At 33.8% G+C, this 23129-nt stretch carries 23 protein-coding genes; 20 read left to right on the top strand and 3 right to left on the bottom strand.

Going from position 1 to position 23129, the window contains the following annotated elements; all coding sequences use genetic code 11:
• The first annotated feature begins 1 nt into the window (after position 1).
• Positions 2 to 481 (top strand): ASCH domain-containing protein, encoded by a 480-nt coding sequence (locus CD29_RS09660; RefSeq protein ID WP_036185941.1) that lies wholly within the window; start codon positions 2 to 4, stop codon positions 479 to 481.
• Positions 482 to 537: 56 nt separating this feature from the next.
• On the opposite strand, the gene CD29_RS09655 is transcribed toward CD29_RS09660, so the two are convergent.
• Entirely contained in the window at positions 538 to 1497 is a 960-nt protein-coding gene (locus tag CD29_RS09655) for an aldolase catalytic domain-containing protein (RefSeq protein WP_036185940.1), read from the bottom strand.
• Between the two features lie 371 nt (positions 1498 to 1868).
• On the opposite strand from CD29_RS09655, the gene CD29_RS09650 reads away from it, so the two are divergent.
• The 4 genes from CD29_RS09650 to CD29_RS09635 all read left to right on the top strand — a co-directional run bounded on the left by CD29_RS09650 (position 1869) and on the right by CD29_RS09635 (position 5095).
• Positions 1869 to 2120 (top strand): hypothetical protein, encoded by a 252-nt coding sequence (locus tag CD29_RS09650; RefSeq protein WP_036185939.1) that lies wholly within the window; start codon positions 1869 to 1871, stop codon positions 2118 to 2120.
• A gap of 253 nt (positions 2121 to 2373) precedes the next feature.
• On the top strand, positions 2374 to 2598 hold the full coding sequence (locus CD29_RS09645) for a transcriptional regulator (protein WP_036185937.1): 225 nt from the start codon (positions 2374 to 2376) through the stop codon (positions 2596 to 2598).
• Between the two features lie 139 nt (positions 2599 to 2737).
• Positions 2738 to 4738, top strand: coding sequence for a glycoside hydrolase family 3 protein (locus CD29_RS09640; RefSeq protein ID WP_052124103.1), 2001 nt, complete (start codon positions 2738 to 2740; stop codon positions 4736 to 4738).
• Between the two features lie 165 nt (positions 4739 to 4903).
• Positions 4904 to 5095, top strand: coding sequence for a hypothetical protein (locus tag CD29_RS09635; RefSeq protein ID WP_036185936.1), 192 nt, complete (start codon positions 4904 to 4906; stop codon positions 5093 to 5095).
• A gap of 108 nt (positions 5096 to 5203) precedes the next feature.
• On the opposite strand, the gene CD29_RS09630 is transcribed toward CD29_RS09635, so the two are convergent.
• Together CD29_RS09630 and CD29_RS09625 are read right to left on the bottom strand one after the other, a co-directional pair.
• On the bottom strand, positions 5204 to 5833 hold the full coding sequence (locus CD29_RS09630) for a response regulator transcription factor (RefSeq protein ID WP_036185934.1): 630 nt from the start codon (positions 5831 to 5833) through the stop codon (positions 5204 to 5206).
• Positions 5834 to 5835: 2 nt separating this feature from the next.
• Positions 5836 to 8106 (bottom strand): sensor histidine kinase, encoded by a 2271-nt coding sequence (locus CD29_RS09625; protein WP_036185931.1) that lies wholly within the window; start codon positions 8104 to 8106, stop codon positions 5836 to 5838.
• A 424-nt stretch (positions 8107 to 8530) separates the two neighbouring features.
• On the opposite strand from CD29_RS09625, the gene CD29_RS09620 reads away from it, so the two are divergent.
• The 15 genes from CD29_RS09620 (at position 8531) to trhA (ending at position 22939) form a co-directional block, all read left to right on the top strand.
• Complete coding sequence (locus tag CD29_RS09620; protein WP_036185929.1) at positions 8531 to 9586, top strand: DmpA family aminopeptidase; 1056 nt, start codon at positions 8531 to 8533, stop codon at positions 9584 to 9586.
• A gap of 253 nt (positions 9587 to 9839) precedes the next feature.
• Positions 9840 to 10586: a M15 family metallopeptidase gene (locus tag CD29_RS09615; protein ID WP_235801815.1), complete on the top strand. Its 747-nt coding sequence runs from the start codon at positions 9840 to 9842 to the stop codon at positions 10584 to 10586.
• A complete protein-coding gene (locus tag CD29_RS09610; RefSeq protein WP_036185914.1) occupies positions 10583 to 11377 on the top strand; it encodes a M55 family metallopeptidase in 795 nt (264 codons plus the stop codon). Before CD29_RS09615 ends, CD29_RS09610 begins: the two co-directional genes overlap by 4 nt.
• A gap of 20 nt (positions 11378 to 11397) precedes the next feature.
• A complete protein-coding gene (locus tag CD29_RS09605) occupies positions 11398 to 12465 on the top strand; it encodes a dipeptide epimerase (protein WP_036185913.1) in 1068 nt (355 codons plus the stop codon).
• A gap of 29 nt (positions 12466 to 12494) precedes the next feature.
• Entirely contained in the window at positions 12495 to 14321 is a 1827-nt protein-coding gene (locus CD29_RS09600) for a peptide ABC transporter substrate-binding protein (protein WP_036185912.1), read from the top strand.
• 123 nt (positions 14322 to 14444) lie between these two features.
• Positions 14445 to 15389, top strand: a complete 945-nt coding sequence (locus CD29_RS09595) for an ABC transporter permease (RefSeq protein WP_036185911.1) — start codon at positions 14445 to 14447, stop codon at positions 15387 to 15389.
• Positions 15389 to 16363, top strand: a complete 975-nt coding sequence (locus CD29_RS09590) for an ABC transporter permease (RefSeq protein ID WP_036185909.1) — start codon at positions 15389 to 15391, stop codon at positions 16361 to 16363. The genes CD29_RS09595 and CD29_RS09590 overlap by 1 nt, the downstream gene beginning before the upstream one ends.
• 12 nt (positions 16364 to 16375) lie before the next feature.
• Positions 16376 to 17434 carry an ABC transporter ATP-binding protein gene (locus CD29_RS09585; RefSeq protein WP_036185907.1) on the top strand — a complete coding sequence of 353 codons (1059 nt, stop codon included), beginning with the start codon at positions 16376 to 16378 and terminating at the stop codon, positions 17432 to 17434.
• Positions 17427 to 18374, top strand: coding sequence for an ATP-binding cassette domain-containing protein (locus tag CD29_RS09580; RefSeq protein WP_036185906.1), 948 nt, complete (start codon positions 17427 to 17429; stop codon positions 18372 to 18374). The genes CD29_RS09585 and CD29_RS09580 overlap by 8 nt, the downstream gene beginning before the upstream one ends.
• Positions 18371 to 19303, top strand: coding sequence for a S66 peptidase family protein (locus CD29_RS09575; protein ID WP_036185904.1), 933 nt, complete (start codon positions 18371 to 18373; stop codon positions 19301 to 19303). The genes CD29_RS09580 and CD29_RS09575 overlap by 4 nt, the downstream gene beginning before the upstream one ends.
• A 12-nt stretch (positions 19304 to 19315) precedes the next feature.
• The gene (locus CD29_RS09570) at positions 19316 to 20101 is read left to right on the top strand and encodes a serine hydrolase (protein ID WP_235801814.1); all 786 of its coding nucleotides are present in this window, start codon (positions 19316 to 19318) and stop codon (positions 20099 to 20101) included.
• On the top strand, positions 20098 to 20925 hold the full coding sequence (locus CD29_RS09565; protein WP_036185899.1) for a C40 family peptidase: 828 nt from the start codon (positions 20098 to 20100) through the stop codon (positions 20923 to 20925). The genes CD29_RS09570 and CD29_RS09565 overlap by 4 nt, the downstream gene beginning before the upstream one ends.
• A 165-nt stretch (positions 20926 to 21090) precedes the next feature.
• Entirely contained in the window at positions 21091 to 21510 is a 420-nt protein-coding gene (locus tag CD29_RS09560) for a universal stress protein (protein WP_328286483.1), read from the top strand.
• A gap of 124 nt (positions 21511 to 21634) precedes the next feature.
• Positions 21635 to 22204 carry a hypothetical protein gene (locus CD29_RS09555; RefSeq protein WP_052124102.1) on the top strand — a complete coding sequence of 190 codons (570 nt, stop codon included), beginning with the start codon at positions 21635 to 21637 and terminating at the stop codon, positions 22202 to 22204.
• Positions 22205 to 22297: 93 nt separating this feature from the next.
• Positions 22298 to 22939, top strand: coding sequence for a PAQR family membrane homeostasis protein TrhA (trhA, locus tag CD29_RS09550; protein WP_036185894.1), 642 nt, complete (start codon positions 22298 to 22300; stop codon positions 22937 to 22939).
• Positions 22940 to 23129: the final 190 nt, after the last annotated feature.

The following is a 23129-nucleotide window of genomic DNA, read 5'->3' as shown; positions in this document are numbered from 1 at the left end:
GATGGTAAAAGGGGAACAAATTCAGAAAAGTGTAGAATTATTTTGGAATAAATTTTTAGCGGAAACTGGCAGAAATGAAACGAGTAAATACATTGATGTATTTCATTTTGAACTAACTGAGAAATTGGCAAATGAACTTTTACAGTTGGTATTAGTTGGCCAGAAAAAGGCTACTGCAAGTAGTTTATTTGCTTATCAAATTGAAGGTGCACGTGTCCCTGAAGTTGGTGATTTAAGTATAGTTACAGATTGGGAAGGAAATCCAAAGTGTGTAATTGAGACAACTGCAGTTACAATTATACCTTATAAAGAAATTACTTATGATATTTGTAAACGTGAAGGTGAAGACGATACTTTAGAATCTTGGCAAAGAGGGCATGAACGGTTCTACAAATCTGAGGGAAAATCACTTGGTTATGAATTCACAGAAGACATGCCAGTAGTTTTTGAAGATTTTGAAGTTGTGTATCAAATTATTTAGTATATAAAAATAAGGGCGACTCCAAATCTAGGTGTCGCCCTTTACAATTCATGTTCTTATTTTGGCATTGGAGAATGCGATGCTTCAGGTGTTGTAACTTTATCGTAGAAGTTTACGAACTGATCACGTTCGTCACTATTACGATAAGCCATTGCTACGCGTGGGTGTTCGTTCAGAATGCCAGAAACCATGTAAGGGATAATATAACCCCATTCCCATTTTTCACGCATAGTAAGCATATGTTTTTCAATTACATGCAACAATGGTTTTAATTCATAAGTTGTTTTTGGAATATAGCCTACTAGTAGTTCAGTATGACAGTTTCCAGCTGCACGACCCATACCGTAGATCGATGAATCAAGGTAAGTTACGCCATTTCTCATTGCTGTTAAAGTATTTGCAAATGCTAATTGCAAGTTATTGTGAGTATGGATTCCTAGTGTTTTGTTAGGAATTAGTTCACTGAATTTTTTAACTTGATGCATGACATCTCTCGGGTCTAAGCTACCAAAGGAATCCACGATGTAAACAACATCTACAGAGCTTTCACGTACCATATCAAAAGCTTCAATCAATTGTTGTTCTGGTACACTAGAAAGCGCCATGATATTAAGAGAAGTTTCATATCCTAAATTATGGAACATTTCAACGAGTTCTAACCCTTTATCAACTTCTCGTACATAACATGCTACACGAATCATATCTAGAATACTTTCCTCACGAGGTAAAATATCATTTGGATCAACTCGTCCAATATCCACTAATGCAGATAATTTTGTTGTCTTTTTCTCAGGAATTACTTGTTTTAAAAAATCGTCATCTAAAAATCTCCAAGGATTCGGCTCAGTTGAATTCAAAAGTGCAGGCGAGTTTTTGTAACCAATCTCCATATATTCAACACCCGCATCATTTAATCCATTATATAAATCTTGAACGAATTCGATACTGAAATCCCAATTATTTACAAGTCCGCCATCTCGAATGGTACAATCGATAATTTTTACATTTGGTTTCATAGAACTTCTCCTTCACGTATTGACTTTAGTTTGTTTTATTTATGTTAGTTTATTTAAATAATTTATAATAGCAAACGAATTACTATTTAAGCTATATTAACATATTATTGGTGGTAAAAATCAATTTTTATCAAAATATTCTAAAAGTTTAATAATTGAAGTAAAAACTTTTTAAATCAGATATTTCTTGCTAAAAATATAAAATATATACGATATCAATAGCAAATTGCAACTAAAATATCTTCTCAGCAATAATAATATTAAATAAAGTTGCTATATTTGTAAAAATTTGTATAAAATTTGTTGTTATAATAAATGTGAATATTTCTAAATATAACCACTTTCAATTTGGATAAAGGGAGGTGATTAAGTTGGAAATTGTATCTTATCTAATCAAGACAATGCATATTGATAGAGTAATAACTGACTTAGAAGATTTCTTTTGTAGTTTAGACGTAGTAATTCATGAAGAAGGGCACGATTTTTACCTAATCAAATTTATTACCTTCAATCACAAAGAAGATAATTTTTCTAAACGCGACCTGAGTGGATTTGATGAGTTTTTCGATTGTGTTGCAACTTCCGTTATGTCCTACGAAAAGGTTAGTGGAATAGAGAAGTAAAATAATAAATAAAGAATAAAATGTAATATACTTACATATTTTAGTTAGGTGATCTCTTTTTAAAACAAAGAAGTCACCTTTTTATTGTTACATGAAGATAATGTTTAGTAGAATCTGCATTAAGAAAAGATATCAACATTCCCTTATAAGCCTAACATAAAGTTCTTAAATAACTAGTTTTATAATAAATTGGTATAGAAACCCTTTGATTTGGGAGCGTTTGTTCTGAAATAGCTTATAAGGAGCTGGATAATTGAAGGAACAGTTGGTCAAAAGCATGATGCGCAATCAATTGGTAGAAATAATCTATGTTGCAAAAAATGGAGAGATTTCGAAACGTAAAATTAAGGTAATTCATGTTTCGAATCAATCAATTACTGCATACTGTTTTGTAAAAAAAGCTCGTAGGTCATTTTTAATAGATAATATATTATCCTTACTTCCTGTTATTCGAAAAGAACGAGATAATTCTAATTAACCACAATAAAGTCATGCTAAGCCATACTAACCTAATCTAAAAGGTTAGTATGGCTTTTAATTTTTAACAATTGCTACATACATAAATAATGAAAGAAACGACAGAATAATGGATATTGAGGAGTAAAGGAAGGGAATCAATGATTAAACTATATAAATTGTTAGTTTCTTCTATCGTAATCGTTTTATCGTTATCATCTTTCATTCCATTGCATAAAGTATTAGCACAAAAGGAAACTCAACCTAATCTTGTTGTTAAAGTAAAGCCAACCTTAACAGTAAATGACAAAACCTTTAAAGACCTAAATGGTAATGGACAGTTAGATCCTTATGAAAATTGGCAACTTTCCGCAGACGAACGGGCTAGAGATTTGGTTTCTAAAATGACACTTGAAGAAAAAGCTGGATTGTTAATGATTCCTGAGTTTCCGAAATTTAGAGATGGTAAATTAGTTTTACCCAATACCCATTTAGATCAAAATACGAGATACTTTATTTTTCGCGAAACACCAACTGTAAATACAATCGCCGATTATAATAATCAGCTGCAACAAGCTGCTGAGAGTTCGAGACTAGGAATACCTGTCATGATCATTTCCAATCCAAGAAATCATGTAAATTCAATTCAGGCGTTTGCCGATCAATCTCCAGGTAAATCTGGTCAATTTTCGTATTGGCCAAACACATTAGGATTAGCAGCTACACGTGACTTAAGATTAATTGAAGATTTTTCAAAAATAACTGCAAATGAATATCGTGCAACAGGTATTCGAAAACTTTACGGTTATTCAGCAGACATCGCGACAGACCCACTATGGTCAAGGATTGATGAAACTTTTGGAGAACACCCTGCATTAGTCTCTGATATTATATACCGAATTGTGAAAGGGTATCAGGGAGATATTCTCAACAATCGAAGTGTAACAACAACAGTGAGGCATTATCCTGGTGGTGGTGCTAGAGAAAAAGGAAAAGATCCTCATTTTGAGGAAGGCAGATATAACATCTACCCTACAGAAGGAAGCCTATTACGATACCATTTACCACCATTTAGAGCGGCAATCGAGGCGGATACAACCTCAATTATGCCGTATTATGCATTCCCGAGTAATATGAGTGCAAATCAAGGGTTACAGTGGTTTAGTGAGACGCAACAGTTTGAGGAAGTTGGCTTTGCTTTAAATAAAAGCTTTATCAATGATTATTTAAGAGCTGAACTTGGATTTTTAGGGTATGTAAACTCAGATACAACTGCGGTTATTGATAAAGCATGGGGAGCACTTGACTTATCGATTGAAGAACGTTTTGCGAAAGCATTAAATGCGGGAACAAATATATTTTCTGGGGCTACAAATCCAACACCTATTGTTAATGCAGTAAGTCAAGGTTTAGTTAGTGAGGAAGTTGTGGACCGCTCTGCTCGTTACTTAATAACTGAAATGATGATGCTAGGGCTGTTTGAAAATCCTTATGTTGACCCTGAGCAAGCGCTTCAAGTTGTTGATGATCCTGATTCACAGCAACGTGCAGACGATGCCCATCGAAAATCCATTGTCTTGTTAAGAAATGATTCGAAATTATTACCATTAACGGACAATAAGCTACAAAACATGAAATTATATGTTCAAGTATTCCCAGGCGGCGAAAATGGACAAAATACCCAAAATTTAAAAGAGTTAATTAGAAAACAAGAACCGAATATCACCATTGTAGACACTTTGGATGAAGCAACACAGGCCTTTGTTTGGATACTACCAAGCATGGATTTATTCGGTAAAAGTAAAATTACATTAACAATTGGTCCAGATACAGGTATTTATAATATTGAACGTGTCAGTGAAATTCAGCAGAAAGTTCCAACAATTACTGCAGTTGATTTTAAAAATCCATGGCTAATCAATAAAATTGAACCAAATGCAGCAAGTTTTATAGCAACCTTTGGCGTGAAACCAGAAATATTAATTGAAGTAATTCGTGGTAAATTCAATCCCGTAGGAAAACTTCCATTTACAATCCCAGCAAGTCAAGAAGCAGTAAACAATTCTGCTGGTGATATTCCTGGGTTCAGGAAGGGGCAAGGTTATGTTTATCAAGATAAGGATGGAAACGATTACCAATATAACTTTGGATTGTCATATTAATAATTAAAAAATTGCCTATACTAATAAAAATCGCCCGGTTACTCACGTTCGACTCGGGCGATTCACACTAAAAATAAAAAAAATAAAAAAATTTTGCTATTTAAGATGAAAATTTAGTTAAAACATCATAAAATAGAAATAACAAACAAAAAAGGAGGACTGCCGATGATAACCGGTCAGTTAGAGCGAGCGTTTCAACTAGCGGAGAAACATAGACTCGACGTAGGCTCAGTATTAGATTTGTATACAATTATTAGTAAAGAATTAAATGCCACCCCAGTGGTAGAAGAAAAAATTCTTCAACAAATGATAAAAATTTTAGAAAATAACAAAACATATTTACGGGAGGCCACTTAACAATTGGAAAAGCAAATTGAATGTTATGATGATATAGACTCATTTGAGTAAGGCGCTGCTCTAGCACATTAATTCTGAGCAGCGCCTATTAATTTTCTTTAAAAGTAGTTAAATTAAGTTTCTTTCTCGTGCAACCATGACAGCCTCCGTACGTGAAGTGACATTTAATAAGTCTAGAATTTGGGACAAATTTCTTTCAATAGTACGCTGTGATACATGAAGTTCACTGGCAATAACACTATTTGAATACCCCATCTCCACATATTTAAGAATTTGCTGTTCCCTGTCATTCAATTTTAAAGATTCCTCATTCTCATCATCATTATAATGATCCTTCACAAAGTCGATAAAATTAAAAGGGATAACAAGACCATCTTTAACAGTTTCGCGTATTGTATTTACTACTTGCTCTTTCGTTGCAGTTTTAGATAGTAAGCCATGGACCATTTTATCTAATAGTAAAGAATAGTAATCTTCAATATTATCCCCTGTGTATAAAATTACTTTTGCAGTAGGTTGGGAAGAACGAACTTTACTACATAACACTATCCCATTTTGCTCGGGCATATTTATATCAATTAGGTACACATCATAAGTCGCTTGTTTTTCATTTAACATTCGATGTATTCCGTATATATCATCACTTGCTTCTGCGGTAATATCATCAATGTCTTGAAAAAGATTTTTTGTTCCTTCTAAGACACCTTGATGATCATCAACAATCATAATTTTAATCATTATTAGACATCTCCCACACGTATTTGAATTTGCACTCCCTCATTTGGGTAAGTATCTATTTCAAAATATCCGTTGTATGTTCTTATTCTTTCTCTCATGCCAGTTAACCCCATAGATTTTGAATTCTTTAAAATGGATTGATCAAAGCCAATACCATTATCCATGTATGATATTTCAAATCCGCCCTCATATTTTAACAATTGTATCTTTACATATGTGGCTTGAGAGTGCTTAATAGCATTCGTTAACATTTCTTGGATTAATCGATAAATTAATAAAGGAATATACTTATTTGTCGTTTCAATCTGTTCAATCGAAAAAATTAATGTAAAATTAGCGCGTTTTTTTGTTTGTATAGCTAGCTTATTCAAAGCCGCATTTAAACCTAAAGTATCCAACAATGGTGGTTTTAAAATTTCACAATAAGCCCGTAATTGGTGATTAATAGAGACGAGCTGCTGATGAAAATCACCTATTTTTGTTTGTAAACATTCCACATTATTTTCATAAAGCATACTGTCCATTTCTCGAATTAGAAAAATCTGCTCTTGCAAAATAGTATCATGTAGATCTTGGGCCAGATGATTTTTTTCATCTTCTAGTTTTAGTAAAACAAGTTTTTCAAACCAATAAGGATGGCCTTGATCCCTTTGTTCCATCGTATTTAACTTCGATAATAAGTCCTCAACTAATTTTGTATTATCAATAAAATTATTAGTAAATAAAATTAGTAGTTCTAAAGAAAGTAGTTCCTCATGCTTTAAAGACGAATGATTTCGATTTCCTAATATTAAAATCTGCTTCATCTCAACGTCTTGATGTATACATGTTACATAACAAGCATCGGTGTTCAAAATCTCCATTAGATGTAGATTTTCAAATAGAGATATAGGGAGAGTTTGATGTATTGGATTTACTATACTTTTTTTGTTTTCAACAAATTTCTTTTCTTTAACGTTAAAAGCTACTACATATACGACTTCAAACTCGAGTTGTTTAGAAAGTATAGTTGATAACTTATTAAATAAATCATTAATATCAACTGTTTTTCCTATCACTTCAATAGTAGAGTAGAGCTGGTGAATATAATTCCCATGTGGTGTAAATAGAACCTTGCGATTAACATAATCCAACTTCTCTTTAATATAAAAACTTATCAAGATAACTATAAAAATAAATATACATATAGTAAGTAATAGAGGAATAGATATAGAAATAATGAAATAGATCCCTATTCCTAGTACCATTGTTATTACTAATGAATAGAGTGAATAATATTTTAATCTAGAAATATAGTAATCAATATCAAATAAACGTTCAGAGAATTGGGCAAACGTAAATCCGAAAGAAATACACAAGAAAAAGATAGTTAGTATTGAAGTAGAGAATATGTATTTTTGTAAAAATATCAATGGGATTACATACATTACTAAAAAGGGGAGAAATGGAAAGACAATTCCCCATAATAACACTTTGATCTGGGATTTAGGATATTTCACATAACCGATACAGATTACTATTATGTTAATAATGACTAATAAAAAGAAGAATAATAATATAATAACCGTATCGATACTGTACATCCACGTGAAGAACTTCTCTAAAATTGTTAAAAGAAATACTATTATAGGAATCACATATAAATAGTGAATAAAATTAAAAAACTTCCATCGGATATTGAGAAAACTATAATAGTGTTTTAAAAAAGAGAGTAATAAAATCGGACTTAGTACTGTAAATACACTATTAATAATAAGTCCAAACCAATTCAGACGAATAAGTAAAGGAATACTTCCGCATGCAATTGCAACAGTTAAAATAAATTGAATTAAATAGTTTAAAGCTTGTTTATTTCCCTTTTGATGTTGATATAAATATATTGCTAGAAAGCAGGCAATTAGAAAATAACTAAGGGGTAAAATATAATTATTAAAAAATTGTGTTGGTAAATCATGATGGCTAAAATATATGTAACGAATTTCTTCATCGGAGGTGATTAGTTTTATACTATTTGCAAAACTAATCATTTTGTCATATGTTAACTTCGTAGTTTCATCGATTTTTATATCGTTAATCTCTAAAAGGATATCACCTTTATGAATTTGATGTAGTTCTCCAATTTCAGAAAATTTAAATCCACTAATAATCCAATCGTTATCTTCTTTTTCAACTTCAATTCCAACTATCGGCGACTGATAACTCTCATAAAAAATATAAGATCCTATTAGTAAATAAATTGTAATAATAATCCAAAAATATTTTCTTGATATCATAATAATAAAATTTCTCCAATTTTAAATTGTTTTCTCCATAATAATTATCTTACAGTTTTAAGCTTTTGGAAATAGAGTTTATATAAATAATCCTTCATGTGTGATCTTTAGAAATTGATAAATTAAATACTAAAATATCATGGATTTCAAGAAATATTGCAAAAAATAATTATAAGTTACTAAAAGTTTGAAAGTTATGTGAAGAAAGGAGTATATGCATTGCATGATGATTGAATTTATCATATTGTGTTAATACTGATACATAATTGTTATCTCAACGCTTAGGCTCTTTTAATAAAAGGAGTTTGGGCGTTTTTTATTTATATATATAAATGTAAAAAAGAAATAGTATCCAATAGCCTCTATTCATTTTTGCTAATTACCAGTAAAATATTGCTAAAATAATAGAATGGGGCTTATGTTCATGCGAAGTAAAATTAGGGAGTTAGGTGTTAACATTGGTAAGTTACCTGTTGGAAGTAAAAACTGTATAACAGACGTTGAGGGAGTTAGTGTTGGCCATGTAACCTTAGACTTTCCTATTGATGGAAAAAATACATATGCATGTACTGGGGTAACAGCAATATTACCTCATAGTGGTAACTTATTTAAAGAAAAAGTGACAGCAGCAAGTTACGTTATTAATGGATTTGGTAAAACAACGGGACTAGTTCAAGTAAATGAGTTAGGAGTTATAGAATCGCCAATCATGTTAACCAATACATTTGGAGTTCCTGCAGTCACACAAGGTACTCTGGAGTATATGTTAAAAGATAATCCGGAAATAGGAATATCAACAGGAACAATTAACCTTGTTGTAGGTGAATGTAATGATAGCTATTTAAATTCTATTCGTTCATGTCCTGTTACACCGCAGCATGCCAAAGAAGCGATACAGAACGCAACGAGTAATGTGGCAGATGAAGGAGCGGTAGGGGCAGGTAAAGGTATGATTTGTTTCGGATATAAAGGTGGAATTGGATCTTCATCACGCCTTGTTACGGTTGAAAGTGAAAATCTGTCCTATACTGTTGGTTGTTTAGTATTAAGTAATTTTGGAGAGAGCACAGAGTTTCAAGCAGAAAGATACAAAACGATACCAGAACAAAAAGAATCTACAATAAAACCTACAGATGGTTCGATAATTATCGTTCTTGCAACAGATGCGCCATTAAGTAGTAGACAATTACAACGTGTAATAAAACGTTGTGGTATTGGACTAGGTAGGACTGGTAGCCATTACTCACATGGTAGTGGGGATATTGTCATTGGATTTACAACAGCACATAAAATACCTCATTCAACTAAGGCGTTTATTGAAACTAGAACGCAGCTACGAGAGGATCACGTAGTTATGAATCTTTTGTTTACAGCTGCAGCCGAAGCAACTGAAGAAGCAATTATCAACTCCCTTTCACAGGCAACTACAACAACTGGTAGGGATAAGCATACAGTTAATTCTTATATATTTGGTAATTAGTTAAAAAGTTATTCAAGCTATTATTTTGCTTGAATAACTTTTTTTGTGGCAAAAGGATAGTATTTATTCAATGTAAACATATGAATTAAATCTAATAATGCATCTATAAAGCTTTTACAAAATATTTAGTATAGTTACAAAAAATGCAAATTATAACTAGTAAAAATATATAAAGTATGATAGATTTTATTTTAAATACTGAATTGTCTAAATATTGTATTATATGACATAATGCAAGTCTTAAAATTTTGGGGTGGTAATCATACAGAACTTTTTATTGAGACCAATTGATCAAATACAAACTAATTACAATCCGAAAAATCCCAAAATTATTGACAATAAGGAACCACTTATAAAAGTTCAAGCTGAGCCAAACAGACTTTATATTAAGCCGATTTACATAGAGCAAAAAATTCCCTCAAGTCTAAAGGAAATTTACCTACGAGAAGGTGTTTATCTTCGATTAAAGAAAGCTCTAGATTTATTGCCAAAAGAATATAGTTTTATCTTGTATGATGGCTATCGACCGATCCAGGTTCAGGAATCAATCTTTCGTATTTTTTCAGAAAATATAAAAAAAAGAAACCCGGATTTGACAAATGAACAAGTATATCAAGAAACTTTAAAATATGTTGCTATTCCAAGTGTCGAGCCAACAAGAACTTCACCGCACATTACAGGAGGTGCTGTTGATTTAACTTTAGGTGATTTCACTGGGAATGCTCTTGATCTTGGAACGGAATTTGATGAAATGAGTGAAAAGTCCGCCACAAGCTATTTTGAGTATCATCCGGGTGTTAATGAAATTGCGCTTAAAAATAGGCGGATTTTATATAACTGCATGACAAATGTTGGATTTAATAACTATTCGGAAGAATGGTGGCACTATGATTATGGCAATGTCTCATGGGCAAGACGTTTAGAATCGGACATTGTACTGTACGGTCCAATAGTAGCTGAAATTCAAAATAATGAAGTAAAGGAGTATCGTTTTATATGAAAGTTTTTATTAGTGCCGATTTAGAAGGAGTTGCAGGATCTACTACATGGATCGAAACAGAGAAAAACACACCTGACTATGCACCATTTCAACAACAGATGACTAAAGAAGTAGAAGCAGCCATTGAAGGTGCAATAGCTGGCGGTGCAACTGAAATACTATTAAAAGATGCACATGATTCTGCTAGAAATATAGACATTTCAAATTTACCTGAAAATGTGAAAATTATTCGCGGCTGGACGGGAGATCCAATGTGTATGGTTGCAGGTCTAGATGCAAGTTTTGATCGTGCAATTTTTATCGGATATCACAGTAAAGGCGGAAGCCACCGTAATCCACTAGCACATACATTGGTTGTTAACGCAGATGTGAAAATTAATGGCGAGTATGCAAGTGAATTCTTAATTAATACATATGCAGCAGCACTACATGGGGTACCAGTAGCCTTTGTAAGTGGAGATGTTGGCCTTACTGAGGAAATTATGACGGTTAATGAAAACATCGTTACCTATGCGACAAAAGAGGGAATCGGCGGAGCAACATTAAGTGTTAGTCCGAAATTAGCCATTAGTGAAACAAAAAGGCTAGTAGAAGAAGCTATGAAAGTTGAAAAAAATTCTCTACAAGTTAACTTACCAGAGAAATTCGTTGTGGAGATCGTTTATCGTGATCACACACGTGCTTTTAGAAATTCATTCTATCCTGGAGCAAAATTCAAACCGCATAATACAGTTGAATATGAAACAGAAAATTACTTCGATGTATTACGCATTCTACAATTTTTAACTTAAAAGAAATTTAGGTGAATCATATGAAAATAACAGACATCAAACTTTTTGAGGTCGAAGCACCACTTATAACACCTTTTAAAACAGCTCTTCGAACAGTACATCAAATTAATAACATTGGTGTTTATGTATATACAGATACTGGGCAAGTAGGAATTGGAGAAGCAGCTCCAACTGCAGTGATAACTGGTGAAACGAAAGAATCAATTACCCACGCAATTACAAACTTTATCAAACCATCAATTTTAGGTATGGATATAGAAGAAATTGCACTAATTATGGACCGCATAGACACTTGTCTTTATAAAAATACAAGTGCAAAAGCTGCGGTAGATATGGCAATCTATGATTTATTTGCTAAGCGCTATAACGCACCACTATATAAAGTATTAGGCGGATACAAAAACGAGCTTATTACTGATATTACAATAAGTGTGAACGATACAGTTGAGATGGTCCAAGATAGTTTAGATGCCGTCAAACGGGGTTTTAAAATTTTGAAGGTCAAAGTAGGGAAAGACCCTGAAACTGATGTTCAACGCGTAGTAGAAATTCGTAAGGCTGTCGGCTCTAACGTAACGATTCGTGTTGACGCTAACCAGGGGTGGTCTCCGAAACAAGCGGTCAGAATTATAAGAGAATTAGAGGACGCTGGTTCAAATATCGAATTAGTGGAACAACCCGTACATTATTCTGATATAGAAGGAATGCAATATGTAACGATGCATACACAAACAAACATATTAGCTGATGAAAGTGTTTTTTCACCAAAAGATGCGTTGAAGCTAATTCAGATACGTGCATGCGATTTGATAAATATCAAACTAATGAAAACTGGTGGAATCTATCAAGCTCAGAAAATTTCACATATTGCAGAAGCAAATGGAATTGAGTGCATGATTGGTTGTATGTTAGAAACAAAAATTAGTGTAAGTGCAGCTGCTCATTTTGCCGCTTCACAGAAAAACATCACGATGGTTGATTTAGATGGGCCAAGCCTATGTTTGAAAGATCCAGTTACGGGCGGACCGACATTTGAAAATCAGTGGATTAAAATGTCTGAAGAACCTGGAATAGGATTTTCAATATAAAAATAGAGATATAAATGGGGAGGGTTTCTATGAAGAAATATCTATTATTGCTGTTAGCTTGTGTAACTGTCATTCTAGCAGCTTGTAGTGGAAGTGAAGAAGGAGCAGGCGAAGAATCTGTTTACCGCACTATCTACTCAGGAGAAATTACGACATTAAACTATTTAAAAACTTCTAACACAAATGAGTTTGCGGTTGCAGCAAACTTAGTTGATGGTTTAATCGAGTATGACAAGTACGGAATTGTACAACCAGGTTTAGCTACATCTTGGGAATCAAATGATGATGCTTCTGTTTGGACATTCAAACTTCGTGAAGGTGTAAAGTGGGTAGATCATGAAGGTAAAGAAGTTGCGAATGTTACTGCAAAAGACTTTGTTGATGGTTTAAATTATGTACTTGATGCAAAAAATGAGTCTTCAACTGCGTGGATTGCAACTGTCGTGAAAAACGGTAATGCATTCTATGAAGGTGAGATTACGGATTTCTCTCAAGTAGGAGTAAAAGCTACTGATGAATATACAGTTGAGTACACATTAGAAGGACCAACACCTTATTTCCTTTCTATGTTGAACTATGTATGTTTCTTCCCAGTTTATGGTGAATTCTTAGCTGAAAAAGGGGAAAGCTTCGGTACAACAAAAGAGAACTTCTTATATAACGGTTCATATGTTTTAAGTGAATTTGAACCACAAAATCGTCGTGTGTTAACAAAAAATGCAACATATTGGGATAAAGACAATGTCCTAATTGACAAAATTGAGTACAAATATAACAAAGAGGCTGCAACTGTAGCACCTGAGTTATTTGTTCGTGGAGAAATTGATGCTGCTGCAATCCCAACTGCGATTTTAGACGACTGGTTCAATGATCCAGAAAAGAAAAATCTAGTTCGTCAAAGTTCAAATAGTTTCTACACATATTTCTATGCATTGAACTTTAATCCACAATTTGATGCTGAGTATGAGCCAGAAAACTGGCAAGTAGTAGTAAACAATAAAAACTTCCGTAAATCATTATTCCACGGTCTTGACCGTGTTTCTGCAATGATGACGGTAGAGCCATACAATCCAGAAACGTTATTAAGTAACACAATTACTCCAAAAAACTTCGTTGATGTTGACGGTGTAGATTATACACAATTAGATGCATTAGCTAAGTTTAGTAATACAGATTCATTTGACGCGAAGTTAGCTGTTGAATTTAAGGAAAAAGCTATGGCAGAACTTGCTGGAAAAGCAACATTCCCAGTCAAAGTGTTAATGCCTTATAACTCTGGTAGTCCAGACTGGGCTAACCGTTCACAAGTAATTGAGCAACAAATGGAAAACTTATTAGGTAAAGATTATATCGACATTATCGTTTATGCAGGACCTTCAACTGGATTCCTTGGAGAAGTTCGTCGTCCAGGTAAGTATGCATTCATGGAAGTAAACTGGGGCCCAGACTTTGCTGACCCATCTACTTACACAGATCCGTTTACGATCGGTGGAAGTTATAACAAACCAGAACTTGCTGAAGGTTACACTGATTCAAACGGTCAACCAAAGTATGAAAATTTAGCAAACACTGCTAAAGCTGCGATTGATCCAGCAGAACGTTATCCATTATTTGCTCAGGCTGAGGCATTCTTAATTGAAGAAGCATTTGTAGTTCCTTACGCTGTAGGTGGTAGTGGTTACCTTGCTTCTAAATTAAATCCATTCGAAGCACAATACTCACCATTCGGTGTAACAATGGAGAAATTCAAAGGCCAAAAACTTTTAGAAAAACCAATGAGTAATGATGAGTTCAAAGAAGCAAAGGCGCAATGGGAGAAAGCACGTGCTGAAGCATTAGCTGAAGCAGGTAACTAAAACATTAATACATTATGCGAGTCTATTAAAAAAATAGAAGTTTCGTAGTGTATTAACAAGAGGAAGGAGATGGCCTTATACCATCTCCTTCCTTCTTACTCAAGGTAGCAAGGGGGTTCCATTATGTTAGGGTATATCGGAAAGCGGCTATTACAGTCAGTAGTTACATTATTAGTAATCATTACAATAGTATTTTTACTATTACGCTTATTACCTGAAGAAGGTTATTTAGGGGCAGCTGCTGATAAAATGTCACCAGAGCAACAAGAAGTATATTTAACAAGTTTAGGTTTACGTGATCCAATACTCGTTCAGTTAGGAAACTTTTACTCTGATTTAGTTCGTGGGGATTTTGGAAAATCTATTACATATCGAACGGATGTACCAGTACTAGATATTATTGCTGATAAAATTATGTACTCTTTATCATTTGGTTTAGCAGCTGTAGCATTATCAATTTTAGTCGGGGTACCGCTTGGAATATTAATGGCACAAATGAAAGGTAGATGGCTTGATAGGTTAGGGACAGGCTATATAGTTTTCATAGTTGCAGTACCTTCCATGGTCTATTTCTTGTTAATACAAGTATACATCACTGACATCTTTAAACTGCCAATGTTATTTGACCAAGATAAACCTATAAGTTGGTTGTTACCACTCATTTCACTAGCCTTAGGACCAATTGCTTCATATGCGATGTGGATGCGTCGTTATATGGTCGATGAGCTAAATAAAGATTATATAAAGTTAGCTCGCGCTAAAGGCGTGAAAGAACGCACGTTGATGTTCAGTCATGTTATGAGAAACGCATTTATTCCACTTGCTCAATATTTACCAGCAACGATATTATTTACAATTACTGGTTCCATTTATATCGAATCTTTATATTCCATTCCAGGAATGGGTGGTTTACTAGTTGATGCCATTCAACGTCAAGATAACGCTGTCGTACAAGGTCTTGTATTGATCTTCTCATCATTAGGAATCATCGGATTATTTTTAGGTGATATTGCGATGGCGCTTGTCGATCCTCGTATTAAGTTAGGTAGAGGGGAGAGTGTTCGCTAATGGGCTTATATTCTGAAGAAATACGCAATATTACAGATAAATCAAGTGAGCAATTGTTTGAATTTGCATCGTCTGATGAAAGCAAAGCAGAACAGTCAGGCTACTCCAATTATTCGTATTGGCGATCAACTTGGAAGTCATTTTTGAAAAATAAGCTTGCGGTGTTTTTACTCATTTTAGTAATTGGAATTGTATTCTTTGTACTTATTCAGCCTTATTTACCATACCAAAAGTCTCCAACCGAGATCTATTTGGACGAAGAAACAGGGTATCAAGTAAGGAATTTATCACCAAATGATGAGTTTTGGTTTGGAACAAATTCAATTGGTCAAGATTTATGGTCACGTATTTGGGCAGGAACTAGGACTTCCTTGCTAATTGGAGTTGTCGTTGCCTTTGTCGAGGTAATTGTCGGTATAACAATCGGTGCATTATGGGGCTATTCTAGAAGACTAGAAACACCAATTTCCCATGCATATAACGTCATTGAGAATATTCCAACAACAATTGTTTTAATCTTAATGTCATTAATACTACGACCTAGTATTTCTACAATTATTATTGCAATGTGTATAACGGGTTGGGTAGAAATGGCGCGTTTCCTTCGAAACCAAATTGTAATTTTACGTGATCGTGAATACAATTTAGCATCAAGAACTTTAGGTACGCCGAGTCACCGTATCATTTTGAAAAACTTATTACCATACTTAGTTTCGATTATTATGTTACGTATGAGCTTAGCAATACCATTTGCAATTGGTGCAGAAGTATTTTTAACGTATATCGGTTTAGGATTGCCTATCAGTGAGCCTTCTTTAGGTAACTTAATCAATGAAGGTCGGGTACTAATGATGTCTCCAGACTTACGTTACCAGCTCATTTTCCCGAGTGTTGTGTTAAGTATAATTACAATTTCCTTCTATATTATAGGAAACTCATTTGCTGATGCAGCTGATCCGAAAAATCACGTATAGGAGGGATTTACGATGGGAGAAACACAAACAAAGACAAAAATACTATCTATCGAAAATTTAATTATTAAATTTAAACTACGTGGACAAGTGCTTACTGCTATTCGTGATATTTCTCTTGATTTATATAAAGGAGAAAGTCTTGCAATCGTAGGTGAATCTGGTTCTGGGAAATCAGTTTTAGTAAAGTCAATTATGGGTTTGCTCGATAAAAACGGATATATCGACCAAGGAAAGATCATATATAAAGACGATGATTTATCACAATTCAAAACAGAAAAAGATTGGTTGAAAATTCGTGGGAAAGAAATTGCGATGGTTACACAGGACCCAATGACTTCCTTAAACCCATTAAAAACAATTGGAAAACAAATTGAAGAAGCAGTTCTTCTGCACCAAGGTTTAACAGGGAATGAAGCATATGAAAAAGTTCTCCAATTACTAAGAGATGTTGGAATATATGATGTAGAAAAAAGATACAAACAATATCCTCACGAATTCTCTGGTGGGATGCGTCAACGAATCGTAATTGCAATTGCAATTGCTTGTAACCCAAAAATATTAATTTGTGATGAACCAACAACTGCACTTGACGTAACCATTCAAGCGCAAATTTTACAGCTATTAAAAAATCTTCAAGAAAAGTATTTACTTACTACCATTTATATTACCCATGATTTAGGAGTTGTAGCGAAAGTTGCAGATCGTATAGCAGTTATGTATGCAGGTGACATTATCGAAGTAGGTAAGACTGATGAAATCTTCTTTAATGCGCAACATCCGTATACTTGGGCATTAATTTCTTCCCTTCCTCAACTTGGGGTGAAAGGTGAAGTACTATATTCGATTAAAGGGACACCTCCAAATCTATTTAAAGAAATTAAAGGAGATGCCTTTGCTCCACGTAATCCTTATGCATTAAAGATCGATTACGTCGAACGTCCTCCATACTTTAAGTTAAGTGAAACTCACTTTGCAAAAACATGGTTGCTTCACCCAAGTGCGCCTAAAGTAGAGCCTCCTGAAACGTTGAAAAAATTCTTCGAAGAAGGGAGACAATACACAAATGGCTGAAAAAGAAATTTTAGTAGAAGTTAAGAATTTAAATGTTACTTTTGGTAAAGGAAAAAGCCAATTTGAAGCCATTAAAGATGTAAGTTTCGAAATTTATAAAGGTGAAACATTTGGTTTAGTAGGTGAATCGGGTTCTGGTAAAACAACAATTGGCCGTGCCATTATGCGTATTAATGAAGTAACTGGTGGTCAAATTTTGTTTAAAGGGAAACAAATCAATGGAAAAATTCCAAGAGATTGGGACCGCGAAATCACACAAAAAATCCAAATGATTTTCCAAGATCCAATGGCATCACTTAATGAGCGTGCAAAAGTAGACTATATCATTAGTGAAGGTTTAGTAAACACAAAGAAATTTTCGAACGAGATTGAACGACAAGAGAAAGTTCGAAATGCACTACTTCAAGTTGGATTATTACCAGAATTTGCTTCTCGTTTCCCACATGAGTTTTCTGGTGGTCAGCGTCAACGGATTGGGATTGCTCGTGCTTTAGTAATGGAACCGGAGTTCGTAATAGCTGATGAACCAATTTCTGCATTAGACGTTTCCATCCGAGCACAAGTGTTAAATCTCTTATCAAAATTACAGCAAGAAAACAATTTAACGTATTTATTTATCGCCCATGACTTATCCATTGTAAGATTCATAACGGATCGGACAGCTGTTATATACAAAGGGAATATTGTTGAATTAGCTGAAACTGAAAAATTGTTTAATAATCCAATTCATCCATATACTCGTGCTCTAATATCAGCAGTACCAGAACCAAATCCGCATAAAGAACGTAATAAAACAGTTGAAATTTATGATCCTTCTCAACATAACTATGAAAAAAATCCACCTTCCTTTGTTGAGGTAGAAGAAGGCCATTTTGTCCTTGCAAATGAAGAAGAGATTGAGCGATACCGTGAAACACAAAAATTGGGGGTAAGCCAGTGAGAATACCTAAAGCATTAAAAAAAGGGGATACGATTGGTTTAATTGCAGCTTCAAGCCCAACACCCCCTGAAAATTTACAAAAAGCAATCGATGCTATTGAAAACCTTGGATTTTCTGTCGTAGTTGGAGAAACTTGTTCGTCACGTCATGGATACCTAGCAGGGAATGATGAATTAAGAGCACATGAAGTGAACGAAATGTTTGGAAACCCAAATATTGATGGCATCTTTTGTATTCGTGATGGATACGGTGCTCATAGAATCACACCATTATTAGATTTAGAGTTAATCAAAGCAAATCCAAAGGTATTTGCTGGATATAGTGATGTAACTGCACTTCATATTATTTTTAATCAACTTTGCGATTTTGTAACGTATCACTCCCCAATGCCATCTACGGAGTTTATAAAACCTGGAATGGATGAGTACACATGGAATTCCTTCATAACTCAAGTGATGAATACAGAAAGAAAAGACTACGATCTTGAAAATGCTGAGGGAACTGAAGCGACTACACTTGTACCTGGTGAAGCTACCGGTATTCTTGTAGGAGGTAACTTAACATTAGTTACAGCTTCACTTGGAACTCCTTTTGAAATAGATACAAAAGGAAAAATCTTATTCTTAGAAGATATTGATGAATACGAACGTAGTGTAGACCGGATGTTAACTCAACTAAAATTAGCAGGTAAACTTGATGATGCTGCAGGAATTTTACTAGGGGCTTGGACAAATTGTGGTGCACCAAACCCAGAAAAACCTGAGGACAGCTTGCGTTTACAAACAATCTTTGAAGAAATACTTGTACCAGTTGGAAAGCCCGTATTGATGGATATTACTTGTGGTCATGTTTTACCAACATTGACATTACCTTTAGGGAAAACAATTACATTTAATGCGGATACGAAGAAAATTACAGTCATTGAGTAGGTGGGCTGATTGTTGGAAAAAATACGTCCTTTAGTTGAAGAAGTCGATTTCAAGGTGCATTTATTTTTAAAAGAGATGGAAAGTGAACAATTTATTTTAAGTGAAAATCTTGATGATGGTTTTTCAAGTGCAAGTCTAATTAAGGTACCTATTTTAGTTGCTGTACTAGATTATATCGAGCAAAACAAACTTTCATTATACAGTGAACTTAAAATCCATTCTCAAAATAAGGTTGATTTTAGTGTAGTAACTGAACAAGATTTAGACGAATGTACCCTTTATGAATTGTTAGTATGGATGATCATTACAAGTGATAATTCAGCTACAAATGTATTAATTGACTTTATTGGTATGGAAAAATTGAATGTCTATTTTAACAGAATCGGTTTAAAGGCTACTAAACTACAACGAAAAATGATGGATTTTGAAAGACTTCAACAAGGGTATGACAATGTAACGAATGCTCGCGATATGGCTTATCTTTTCACAAGTATATATGAACAAACTTTACTATCAGAGCAATATAGCAACCTAGTACTAGATATATTAAGTAGACAAAGAGTTCATGAAGGATTAAAGAGATACATTTCTGGTGACGTTCAGATGGCGCATAAAACAGGAAGTCTTGATTCGGTATTTCATGATACAGGAATTGTTTATCTCGATTCCAAGGATTACATCATAGGTGTTTTTACTACTCAATTAAGTGACGTTGAAGCTGGAAAAAGACTTATTGGGCGCATTTCAAAAATCGCTTATGAATATTTTGGATCTAATGAAAGGAGGTCTTCAATATGAAAGCAATTGTAAATGACATGATTGTGAATTTACATGGAAAGCCAGATACAACTTCGGAATTAGTCGATGAAATACTTTATGGGATGACTGTGAATATTTTGGAATTTTGCGATGAATTATGGGTACGAGTTCAAACTGCATATCGTTATGAAGGATATTGTTTGAAGGAAAAGTTAATAATTGATGATGCAAAGGCTAGTCAATGGCAAGGGGAAGCAAATAACGTCATTATCCAAAACTTTGCTGACATTCTGGTAGGACCTAAAATTCAAAGTACAAAAATCGCTACTTTAGTTAAAGGATCTGTCGTAATAGTGGTAGAAGAAAATGACCTAAATCAAGAGTGGTCAAAAGTAAAATTAGCATCTGGTGATGTTGGATATACTAGATCCTATTGGATCCAACATGCGATTGCCGATACAGTTTCAGAAGAAGAATTTAGAGAAAATGTTGTCCAAACAGCATTAAGTTATTTAACCACACCATATCGTTGGGGTGGTAAATCACCTTTAGGTATCGATTGTTCTGGACTCTGTTCAATGGCTTATATGTTAAATGGTGTCTTGATTTACCGAGATGCCAAGATTGTTGATGGTTTCCCAATTAAACAAATTACACTTGAACAAATTCAAAAGGGGGATTTATTGTATTTCCCTGGACATATAGCTATGTATATGGGTGATGATCTATATGTTCATTCTTCACTAGGTGGTAACGAAGTAAGTGTAAATAGTTTAAATGAAAAACATCCTCATTATCGAAAAGACTTAGCCACAACAATAACAGCTGTAGGAAGTCTTTTTGCAAAGGAATTAGTACATTAAAATGTCTAATTCGCATTAAATTGGTGAATGAAGTGCAGGTAAAACTGCGCTTTTTTTATGCAAATAAAGTGTTTAATACTATTTTAATCTGTTAATGGTGATGTAAAATAATGCAAGAAGCACCTGGATATTGATATAATTAAAGTATTTAAAAGGAGGATTATTATGTCATATAAAAAAATTGCAGTAGCTATTGACTTTTCTGACCAATCCAAAAGAGCTTTTCATCGTGCAATAAACATAGCCATTGAAAATGACGCTACTTTACAATTAGCACATGTGGTTGATACAAAATCTTTTGGATCGATTGCAGCCTATGATTTGAAATATGCAGAAAAATTGAAAGAAAAAAGCGTTTCAGATATAGAAAATTATAAAAATGAAGCAAAAGCTGCTGGAGTAAAAAATGTTGAAGTGTTCGTTGGAGAAGGTTCCACAAAAACAATCCTCACTCAATTGCTTGATGTAGACTTAATTATCTGTGGTGCCACTGGTTATAATGCCATCGAAAAAATGCTCATCGGTTCTGTTGCAGAACGAATTGTACGACAAGCAAAATATGATGTTCTTGTTGTACGTTCTTAATTTTTAATAGTCCACTTATTCAAACTCCAATTATAAGTAATTGGAGTTTTTACATTCAAAAAAATATCATTATGTAACTTTTTAAAGGTATTGTAGTCGGATTCATAAAAGGAGGGGATGAATCTTGAAAATATTAAAGTTAATAATTGTTTTTACTATCATGTTAATCTTTGTTTTCGTTAATTCAGTGTCAGTAACATATGCATGTTCTTGTGCTCAACCTGGCTCCCCAAGTGAAGAATTAAATAAAAGTAGCGCGGTATTCTCGGGTAAAGTTGTTAAGATTGTTGATAATAATAAAAATGTAATATTCAAATCATCTGCTGATCCACTGGAAATTCATTTTCAAGTTATCGAGACATGGAAGGGAATAAGCGTTTCAGATGTTGTGGTAAAAACATCACGAGATTCTGCTAGTTGTGGATATACATTTGCTTTAAATGAGGAGTATTTAATCTATACTAATGGCGAAGAAGGATACTATCAAGTAAACCTATGTTCTAGAACAGCACCTTTGGCAAATGCAAGTACAGATCTAAACGAACTCGGGCAAGGGGCACCTCCAACTGAAAAAGTTCAAGTGGATGAAGATAACCAAATGAATAATCATTTTCTAAATATAACTTTAATCTCAATACTACTATTTATAATTATTTTAATAGGGTTCTATATATTTAAGAGTAATAAAAATTGATATCGAATATGACATTTAACATAATTTATTCATTACATCTCGCTCTATATTTTTTTGAGATTTTTTGACATACTAAAGAAAGAGGTGAAGAAGATGGCTCAATATGTAGCTTTAAAAAGTACTTATAGTAAAAAAGAGGAGTTTTGGAATGCTTTGACACATGGTGTTGGTGCAATTTTAGCAATACCAGCAACAATTATTTTAGTAGAAAAGGCATTTAGTAACCAATCAAATGTAGCACTCGTTAGTTACATCATATTTGGACTGTCAATGTTTCTCCTATACTTAGCTTCAACACTCTATCATTGCCTACCAACTAATAAAAATTTACTAAAAAAACTAGATCATAGCTCAATCTTTCTTTTAATTGCAGGTACATATACTCCAGTCGCATTAATTGCCATAGGTGGTTCGACTGGCTGGATACTTGTAGGTACAGAGTGGGGTTTAGCTGCTATTGGAATAATACTTAAGCAGTTTTTTGTACACCGTTTTAAAAGAGTTTCATTACTTGTTTATATCGGAATGGGTTGGTTAGTTGTTTTTGTCTATCAACCAGTACTGAATTACCTTACAATAAATGGGGTTCTGCTGTTGCTTGCAGGAGGGCTAAGCTACACAGTTGGAACTTATTTTTATAAAAATAATAAGATTCCATATAATCACGCGATATGGCACGTTTTTGTAATGGGTGGAAGCGTGTTTATGTATTTTGCAATATACCTTTATTGTTAATTAAGAACTCCAATGTGAGATTTGGCGAGGGACCAATCTTAAACATTGGAGTTTTATTTAGCGGATATGAAAGTATAAGTTTTTAAGGAAATCCGCATATGAAAAGACATCATCTCAGGCCAACACGAGGGTCGACAGGAAGTCGGTCATGCATTCAATGCCAAAGAGGCCAACAGGAAGTTGGTCATGT

The sequence above is a fragment of the Ureibacillus manganicus DSM 26584 genome (genome assembly GCF_000772945.1).
GTDB lineage: Bacteria > Bacillota > Bacilli > Bacillales_A > Planococcaceae > Ureibacillus > Ureibacillus manganicus.
This window is presented reverse-complemented; position numbering and strand designations above follow the sequence as displayed.